Raw genomic sequence first — 9,715 nt, 5'->3', positions numbered from 1 at the left:
CGATCAAATTTCCATTGCTGATGCACAATTTCAGATCCGAGGGCAGCTCAACCATATATCAGGATATGCCGAAATGCTGCGCGAAGATTTCGTAGATGACGATCCGGATATGGTCGCGGATCTGGACAAGATCATCACGGCGGAAAAAGCGATTGTTTCTCTGGTTGAGAAAATACGGTTGGACCAATGGGAAGACGTGAAAGCACCAGCCAAGCAGGCCCCCACGATTACGCTCAAAGATAAGAAGAAAACGGACACAGAAGTTGATCAAACCTCTTTGGGGGCAGGAGGTGATATTCTTGTGGTCGATGATGACCCAACAAACAGAGAAATGCTCAAGAGGCGACTGGTCCGCAATGGGTACACGACGACATCTGTGTCGTCCGGTGAGGAAGCGATTGAGCTTTTGGGGGGAAAGCGGTTCGATCTTGTGCTGTTAGATCTGATGATGCCGGGCTTGTCCGGACTTGAAACGTTGGAAATCCTTCAGGCAAGCCCGCGGCTCCGAACTGTTCCTGTCATAATGCTGACTGCCGCTGACGACATGAATACGATGGTGCAATGTGTCTTGAGCGGGGCAGAGGATTACATCTTCAAACCGTTCAATCCTGTCCTTCTGGCTGCCCGCATCAGCGCCTGTCTGGAAAAAGTACGCCTTAGGCAAAATATTTCGAAAAAGTTCCGAATTTTCATTTCTTCACCCGGGGATGTGATACCGGAACGGCGGGTATTGAAAGCCGTAATTTCACGGTTGAACGAAGAGTTCACCGGGCAGGCATACTTGATCCCGATCCTGTGGGAAGAGGAACCACTGTTGGCTTCTGATACCTTCCAAGCCCAAATTCATCCTCCAAGAGAAACCGACATATATATAGGTATACTGTGGTCAAGAATAGGATCACCACTTCCGGAAAGTATTCTAAGGCCAGACGGGACCAAATACGATTCAGGAACTGCTTTTGAGTTTGAAGATGCGTTGTTGGGTTACAAAGAAAATGGAAAACCCGAAATGCTTTTGTACCGGAAAACAGGTGCCCCTGTGATTTCCTTGTCGGACAGTTCTGCGGTACTCGAACGTTTGGATCAGATAAATCGGCTTAAAGATTATATCGAAAGGTGGTTGATCGCCGACGATGGATCCTTCATCGGAGCATTTCACAACTTTGATGACCGTGAACAATTTGAAGTGATGGCCGAAATGCACTTGCGAAAAATGATTGAAAAGCTGCTGCTTGGGCAGCAGCAAAACAAGTTGGCTTGAGGCATGCAAGGCGGTTTCGCAGTGTCGATCCATGACAAAAGGCGACCCGTTCAAGCAATTCCCCAGCAGATTTGACCGCGAAGACAGCACTGACGTCAGACAGCGGCGCCATCATCTAACAAATAACGATTTCCGGTTACCCCAACAACGAACTCGGGAACAATTACGAAGTTCTCGGAGGACGGCATTTTGCCCGTCGACATACCGGCCTATGCCCCAATAATTTTCAGGACCGTGATTTCAATCCCAAGCCGTTTCCCGTCCTTGAGGAGAAGAGAACTCTTAAAGCAACATTCACTCTCAAGTGATGATACCATCAGAAAGTGGTTTCTGCCCGCTTCTTGCTTTGCGCCAGTTTCATCGTCAAACTGCAATGAGGTGGCAACTTCTTGCTCGTAAGTTCTACGAATGTTTTGCACCGTTTATGGGTTAATTCCATGGGAGTTTGCCACAGCGACTGATCTATAGGTCCAATTTGGGGTGACATTATGGCTGGAAAAGAAAAACCATCAAAAAAACCCGCTACCGCAAACGCGGAGTTGTCAGGAATCCTATTGGACGAGTGCCCATTCCCCATTTTTAGGGTGGGGAAGGACGCGAAAGTCTACTTACCAAACACCGCCGCAAGGGAAGCCGTCGGCCTTCTGACAAAAGACAACAAGAAACTGACGTCAAAACCGGCAAGGATGGCGGCCGAGGCAATCCGCAATAACCAGAGCGCGTTTGCGGATTTTAACTCCGGCGACAAAATTCTGAACCTGTTTTTCGATCCTTTTACTAATGAAGGCTATGCCAACGTCTACGGGCGAGACGTGACTAAAATCAGAGAAAACATGCGCCAAATGCTTGATTATGCTAAGTTTCCAGAGGAAAATCCGAATCCAGTTATGCGCGTTTCAACTGATGGAGAAATCTTGGTTGCGAACCCTGCTGCCAGAGAGATGCCGGGGTTGGTCATCAAAGGCACTCCCGAACGGTTGACGCCAGAACTTGCGGGCGTTGCCGCAAACGTTGCGAGAACTCGGGAAAACGCATCCGCTGATTTCGATCCAGAAGATGGCAGCGTTTTCCACTTTAGTTTCGCGTGGATCAAGGGAAAGGGCTACATCAACGTTTACGGCCGGGAAACGACCGCAGAGCGAAGTGCAAAGCGTGATTTAGAAGCAGCCAACGATCGATTGGAAATGCGGGTAGCTGAACGCACGGCATCGGTGCGACTTTTGCAGAATGTTGTTTTGCAGGTTAATTTGGCAGAAAGTTTCGAGGCAGCGCTTCAAGCGGCACTCAACGAAATCTGCCTCTACACCGGCTGGTCTGTCGGTCACGCATACGTAGTTCGGCACGAAATGGGTGAAAACCTGATCGTTCCGTCCGGTATCTGGCATATCGAGAGAACCAAAAGTGCGGCTGCACTGCGAAAAGCCACCGAAAAACTGCGCTTTGGCGCGGAAGATGGTTTGCCTGGCAAGGTTGTGCAAACCGGACAGCCGGTTTGGATAGAGGACCTGACAAGAGAAGCCGGCATGCGAAGGACTGAATTCGCGCAGCTTGCAGGCCTAAATTCGGTTATGGGCTTCCCCATCGTGCTGCACGATCAAGTTGTCGGGGTCTTGGAGTTTTTTTCTAAAGAGCCACAAGAAGCCAATGTCGACACAATTAAAACACTTGGTCATGTCGGCTCACTTTTGGGATCGGTTGCGCAAAGAAACCAAGCGGAAGAAAAAGTTGCGCGATCCCAGGAAGAGGCCGCCAAGTCGCACGCCCGGATGATGGATGCAATTGAGGCGATGGGACAAGCGATCTGTTTGTTCGATAAAGACGATATGACCGTGCTCTTCAACAAAAGGTACGAGGAAGTTTTCAAGTCATTTACTGGCGGTATTGCGCCTAAAATTGGCAATCCGTTTGAAGTCGGCTTGCGCCTTTCGGCAAGCCAAATGCATTCTGACCTATCGCCCAAAGAACAGGAAGAGTGGGTCAAGAACGTCTTAAAGATCAGACGAGAAAACAAGGTCCGAAACTCAACAGACAGGATGCCGGACGGAAAATGGTATCGCTCAGAGGGGTTTGATACCAGCGATGGTGGAACCGTCTCGGTGTTTACGGACATCACCGAGACGAAGGCCCACGAGGAACAGCTTGCTAAATTTGCCGACGAGTCGGAGCTGGCCCACAATCGATTGGTGGATGCGATTGAGGCTATGGGGCAAGCTGTCAGTTTGTTTGACAATGAAGAACGTCTGGTTCTTTGGAACAGCCAATATGAAAATATTGCTGGCGGATATGCCCCAACAATAAATTTTAAGGCTGGCATGAAGTTCGAAACGATCCTTCGCGCCTCCGCCGATCAACTGCATCCAGAGCACACTCTCCGCGAGCGAAAAAAATGGTTGAAAGTTGTGCTGGAAGAATGGCGCAACAAAGATGTCAGACAGTCATTGGGGAAAATGCCTGACGGCCGCTGGTTGAAAACAGAGGGTTTTCGAACAAGCGACGGTGGAACAGTTTCTGTTTTCAGTGACATGACAGAATCCAAAAAAACCGAAGCCAAGCTTGCCCAACTTGCTGACAAAGCCGAGGTAGCGCATTCGCGCTTGACCGACGCTGTCGAGTCAATGGGACAGGGATTTGTACTATATGACAAAGACGATCGCGTTGTGCTGCTAAATCGACGCGTTGCAGACATGTTCAGGGCATCGTTCCAAGGCAAGGACGTCTTCAATGTAGGTGTGAAGTTCGAAGACATTCTGCGTCAATCGCGAAACTCAACACGAGACTTTGAGTCCCAGAAAGATCTAGACGATTGGGTAGAAAAGGTGCTTGAAGCCCGGCGCACTCAAAAGGTACGGAATTCGGTTGATCAACAACCAGATGGTCGCTGGCTGCGCTCTGAGGGATTTCCCACCAAAGAAGGCGGGATCGTATCAGTATTCACCGACATTACGGATGCGAAACTGCACGAGGAAGAGTTAGACAAACTTGTCCAGGAGTTGGCTGTGGCGCGTGACGAAGCGGTCGAGGCCAACTCTGCTAAGTCACAGTTCCTAGCGAATATGAGTCATGAACTTAGGACGCCGCTCAACGCAATCATCGGATATTCTGAGCTTTTGATTGATGACGTTGCTGACGATGGTAATGATGAATACATCCCTGACCTCACCAAGGTCCAGCGAGCCGGTCAGCATCTGTTGGGCCTAATCAACGACATTCTTGACCTGTCAAAGATTGAGGTCGGAAAACTCGAACTTTATATAGAAGAGTTCAATGTCGAGGAATTGATCACCGATATATCCAATACGATTGCGCCCTTGATCGACAAAAATTCAAACCGTCTAGAAATTGTAAATATCAATGGCATTAAGTCGATTAATGGCGATTTGACCAAGATCAGGCAGGGGTTGTTCAACCTGTTGTCCAACGCAGCAAAATTCACTGAAAATGGTTTGATCAAAGTCACCCTAGGTCGGGGAAAAGAGAGTGGGCTGGTAGAGTTTTCCGTGAAAGATGAGGGCATTGGTATGAATGAGGAGCAAATGGAACGGATTTTCGATCCGTTCACACAGGCTGATGCATCAACCTCACGCAACTATGGAGGAACCGGCTTGGGACTGACAATCACGCGAGAGTTCTGCCGCATGATGGGCGGAGATCTTCTTGTTGAAAGTACGCCGGGAGTTGGCTCGACTTTCAAAATGGTCGTTCTCTCCGACTCCTCGCTCCTGCAAAAAAAGGAAGAAATCGATAGGGCGGAAATTCAAGTTTCGAAAGACGCTCCGGTGGTTCTGGTCATAGATGACGATCCAAATGTGCGTGAATTACTCCATAGGAATTTTGCCGCTGCTGGATTGCGCACAATCGAGGCTGATAACGGTCTGGCTGGGATCGAAGTGGCGCGGAAGGAAAGGCCCAATGTCATTACACTGGATGTGATGATGCCCAAAGCCGACGGATGGTCAGTTTTAGAAGAGCTTAAATCCGACCCCGATACTGCGAATATTCCGGTCGTGATGGTGTCAATTATCGAAAACAAACAGCTCGGTTTTTCACTTGGTGCCTCTGAGTATCTGACCAAACCCATTGAAAGAGAAAAACTTGTCAGCGTCGTTCAATCGTTGATCGGCTCGGACGACGACCCTATGGTCATGGTGGTTGAAGATGACAGTGATACAAGGAGTCTACTTTGCCGAACATTGGTGAGCGCGGGCTTCAAGGTTCAGGAAGCCGAGAATGGGCGCGTGGCCTTAGACAAGTTGAAGAGTTTTCGACCTTCCCTATTGTTGCTGGATCTGATGATGCCGGAAATGGATGGCTTTGAGTTTGCAGAGAGGTTTCGGCGAAACGAAGATTGGAGTCATGTGCCTATCATTGTTCTATCCGCGAAAACGCTGACAGACGAAGATAGAACAAGACTCGAAGGATGGGCTGAGGCTTTCTACCCAAAAGGATCAGAGTCCCTGGACCATATAGTCTCTGAAGTCAAAAACCGGCTATTAAACGCAACATCCCAAGGTCTTCGGTAATCCAAGATGGACTCGGACCAGACCAGGATTCGAAATTGAGGAGCAAATTGAAATGACAGAATTTGTACCCACGGCATGGGTTCGCACAAATTGTCCATACTCATTCAAATTTCGTCTATTTGTTGTTGAGGCGGAACTGGCAGAAAAATTTCACTTTGTGCCCATGAATCCCGGGAGCAAGGATTTTGAGGAAATCAAATCACAGATCGAGCATCGGTCCGGTAGGAAAGCGCAATTTCCGACGGTAGAGGTGGCGCCCGGAACGTTCATGACTGACAGTGATGAGTTAATTGAATATTTTGCCGCTCAATATGGGAAAAGTGCGAACGAGTTGGAAACCCTATCATTTTACCGAAACGGGATATTTCTTTGCTATGTCGAAATGTTCTCCATACTGGCCCGTCCTCTTGGATGGATTGCGCGGCTTGGACGGCGTCCGTTCGCATTTCGATAGCACCAGAAGGTCAGTCCTTTTCGATCGACATTGAACTCAACAAACAGAGCCTGCCGAAGTCACCGAACGCGCGCGCCCATCAATCTTTGAAGTCGACGCTCGCATGTGTGCCGTCGCAAAATGGTTTGTTCTTCGATTGACCGCAACGACACAAGGTTACCCTGTTTCTAGTCTCAAGAAACGTGCCGTCCGGCTTCATAATTGGAATTCCGCCTGAAACCCGAAGCGGTCCGGCCGTGTTCGAGTGTTCATCCTGGGAAATAGCCGCCACTTCCTTCGGCAATTCTGCCTCAACTTCGGTCATCTCACCATCAATTGGAAGTTCGTAAACGAATGTACCAGATGGGCACCGATCGACCATCACCATGATTTGACTTTTCGCGTTTGCTCCAGCGCTTTCGGGAATAAGCTTGCGGATGCCACTGGCTTTGTTGAAGCAGTATTTGGCGTGAACGCAGTAAGAGTTGTCCACCTTTACCCGAATACCGTCGCCCTCTAAAGTTTCTTGGGTCTCGGAAATCGGAGCGAATTCTTTTGCTACTCTTCCATCAAAGTCAATCCGATCATGCGTCCCGTCACAAAAGGGTTTGGTTTTCGATTTCCCGCATCGGCATAACACGTAACCGTCGTCTGCCGGAATAGTTTCTATGGTAACCCAGGCAAGTGCTTCCCCCTTGTCTGTGGTAACTCGTTTTTTCCTAACAAGCGGGATGTCACCATGGACATTATACGGGCCACTCTCGCGGATCTCGATCCAACTTTCGTGGCAATGCGCGGGCGGACGATAGGCAAAGTATGGTCCAACAGTTGTTCCGCCATCCCCAGAAGGCATCTGCATCAGCTCCAAAATGAGATGGCGCAGCTCAAACATTGTTCCAACGGTTTCGCCAAAGAGTCTTGGTTCGCCAGCGAATGATTGCTCCATAACCCGAAGCATATCGCTGTACCCTTGGGCTAGAGCTTCCATCTTTTTCCGTGGCTCGCTGTCGGCCGGGTAGTCGTTGATATCGGGGTTTGGGCGCATGTTGTGAACCGCCCCCCAATCCACGCTGAATTTTTCCCCGGTCGGACCCGACTCCGGAGTGTCACATAACTGATAGCTCCGCCCCACAAGAATTTCTTGGAAACGGAAATAATGTCCAACTTCTTCTCGCTCAGGGTGGAACATGTTTTTGTCGCCATCAAAGATCGACGCGTGATCCATCCCCTCGCCCTGTTCTACAATCTCATCCATGGCGGAGAGAGCCGAAGCTAAGTCAGTAACTGCCATTAGATGACCGGCGCCTCCGTAAAAAGTTGTCTCAGCACTCAACTGCCACGCAGGATCGCCAGAAAACACTTTATGCTCTCCGAGAGCCTGGCTGCATGTTTTCAACCCTTCAACAATCGCGGCATAAAACTGACCAATCGAGTGGTAGTTTTCTTCTAGAGGTTCGGCATCGGTTTCTGCTGGACGTTCAATATTCAAAAACGATTTGATGCCCTCGGGCGAGAACTTACCCAGATGAACCTGAAACGACCCATCGCCATGGGGCAATGGAGTGGGAAAGGTAGGAATGAAGCCCTTATAATCGAAGCGAGGTGTTCCGCCGATCGCGTTTAAAATATTGGCAGCCAATGCCATATGCAGCATTTCTTCGAGAAATACACTCTTTATGACCTCAGCTGATTCAATATTCGTGCCATCTTTAATCGAATAGAGTGCAGTCAAATATGGCGCCAACGTCGCATGCTCCAGTTCGATCGCCCACTGCAAATGCTCGCGAAGGCTCTCCAAAGAACTAATTACCATGTTCCCCCCAAATTTTTTGTGCGTTCTGCCAAGCTTTGCGCGAGGCGAGTCACAATTGAAACCTTATTGTGCAGGAACACATCGGTCCAGTGATCCTCCCCCTTTGAATCGGTCCGCCCCTATACTTAGAATTTGGAGGATCGAAGATTCAATTCATTTCAGTACGCTGGAAACCCTGCGCTGGCGTTGGGGCAAGCCCGACAGAACGCGAGGTGACGGCCGAGCGCATTCGAGACAAGGTTGCGGCGTCAAAGCGCAAAGGTATGTGGATTGGCGGTACCATTCCGCTTGGGTACGATGTGATCGACAAAGCGCTGGTGGTGGACCCGGACGAAGCTGCTGCGGTCCGAACGATCTTTGCTGAGTATCGCGCGCAGGGATCGGTCCGGCTGCTCAGTGTACGGCTGCGCGCGTTGGGCATTGTCAGCAAGCGACGAACCAACCGGTTTGGACATGTTAGTGGCGGCACGTCCTTCTCACGCGGCGCACTCTACAACATCCTGCGCAATCCGATCTACATCGGCAAAGTTCGACACAAGGACGCGCTGCACGAAGGGCTGCAGGGCGCGATCATCAATGACGCCACCTGGAAGCGCGTTCAAACCCAACTGGCGGATCATGGCGGCAAGAAGATCAGTTCAACCCGTCGATCCGCCAAGCGCCTTCTGGACGGCATACTGTTTGACACCAAAGGTCGAGCGATGCGAACGACTTACGCCAGCAAGTCAATCCGCGCAGACGGGTCAACCCGGACGAAGCGATACTGGTATTACACAACGGAAGTTCGCGGTTCAGAAGACAAATCCGAGATTGAGCGCTTGCCAGCAGATGAGATCGAAAGGGTTGTAATGAGTGGGCTGAAAGAGCGGCTGAACGATACGCGATGGTTAGTCAGTCAGACCAAAGGTCACAAGAGCCAAGCAAGCTTGGCCGTCAACTTACAAGCAATTGAAAAGCTCGGTCTGGACAAGGAGAGAACGGAGGGCGATGGGCTGGGACAGCCCTTCACGGACATCATTGATCGTATCGACGCATACCGAGGTCGGTTGGTCGTCTCGCTGAACTTCGCGGCACTCGCAAAACCCGAAGCAGCTCACACACCAATACCTGCAATCTTCGAGATCCCGTTCCAAAGGCGTCAGAACGGCTGCGCCAAGCCGATCATCATTGCAGCCGAAAATGCTCCACAAGAAGATCAGGACCTTATTGCACTGATTGCAGACGCAAGACGGTGGGCGGGTGAACTTCTTGAAGGCAAAGCCATAACTGTTCAACAAATCACAGAGCGAGAGGGTTTGCGCAGCGGGTGTGTCAGCCGCATCCTTCCGTTGGCCTGGCTGGCGCCAGACATCTCAACCGCGATTCTGGAAGGCCGCCAGCCACCGCATCTCACCGCTAAAACACTGCGGGCGCTCCCCGAGCTGCCATTGGATTGGGCCGAGCAGCGTCGCGTCCTTGGATTTGCGCAGCTTTGAGGTCGATTTGACCAGCTCAAGACCTCACGCGTAAATTGCCCCGCTGAGACTTTCCCTAAAACAACCCCGAAAGTGCTAAGATCAGAGACGATTTGTGAGGTCTCTGGCGCTCTACTTCCCCACAACTCACGGAAATATAAACACTATTCCACAGCAGTGAACTGCCTGTAGTTTTAGGAGTACTGAGTGGTGGGCGACCCTGGAATCGAACCA

General features: G+C 50.3%; 5 protein-coding genes. 4 read left to right on the top strand and 1 reads right to left on the bottom strand.

The annotated features are described in order from the left end of the window. From Q1B15_RS14895 to Q1B15_RS14885, 3 genes are all read left to right on the top strand, one after another. Positions 1 to 1,261 (top strand): response regulator (locus Q1B15_RS14895; RefSeq protein WP_299754948.1); only part of this gene is annotated, 1,261 nt, incomplete at its 5' end. A gap of 488 nt (positions 1,262 to 1,749) precedes the next feature. Continuing rightward, positions 1,750 to 5,781 carry a PAS-domain containing protein gene (locus Q1B15_RS14890; protein WP_299754946.1) on the top strand — a complete coding sequence of 1,344 codons (4,032 nt, stop codon included), beginning with the start codon at positions 1,750 to 1,752 and terminating at the stop codon, positions 5,779 to 5,781. 52 nt (positions 5,782 to 5,833) lie between these two features. Next, positions 5,834 to 6,235: a glutathione S-transferase N-terminal domain-containing protein gene (locus Q1B15_RS14885; protein WP_299754944.1), complete on the top strand. Its 402-nt coding sequence runs from the start codon at positions 5,834 to 5,836 to the stop codon at positions 6,233 to 6,235. A gap of 79 nt (positions 6,236 to 6,314) precedes the next feature. Here Q1B15_RS14885 and Q1B15_RS14880 read toward each other — a convergent pair whose 3' ends face one another. Next, positions 6,315 to 8,027 (bottom strand): ferritin-like domain-containing protein, encoded by a 1,713-nt coding sequence (locus tag Q1B15_RS14880; protein ID WP_299754940.1) that lies wholly within the window; start codon positions 8,025 to 8,027, stop codon positions 6,315 to 6,317. Positions 8,028 to 8,239: 212 nt separating this feature from the next. Between Q1B15_RS14880 and Q1B15_RS14875 the strand changes: the two genes are divergently transcribed. Next, the gene (locus tag Q1B15_RS14875; RefSeq protein ID WP_299754938.1) at positions 8,240 to 9,502 is read left to right on the top strand and encodes a recombinase family protein; all 1,263 of its coding nucleotides are present in this window, start codon (positions 8,240 to 8,242) and stop codon (positions 9,500 to 9,502) included. Positions 9,503 to 9,715 lie beyond the last annotated feature (213 nt).

It is taken from the genome of uncultured Boseongicola sp. (assembly GCF_937988555.1).
Classification (GTDB): Bacteria; Pseudomonadota; Alphaproteobacteria; order Rhodobacterales; family Rhodobacteraceae; genus Boseongicola.
Note: the sequence above shows the minus strand (reverse complement) of the source record. Positions and strands in the feature narration are given on the sequence as shown.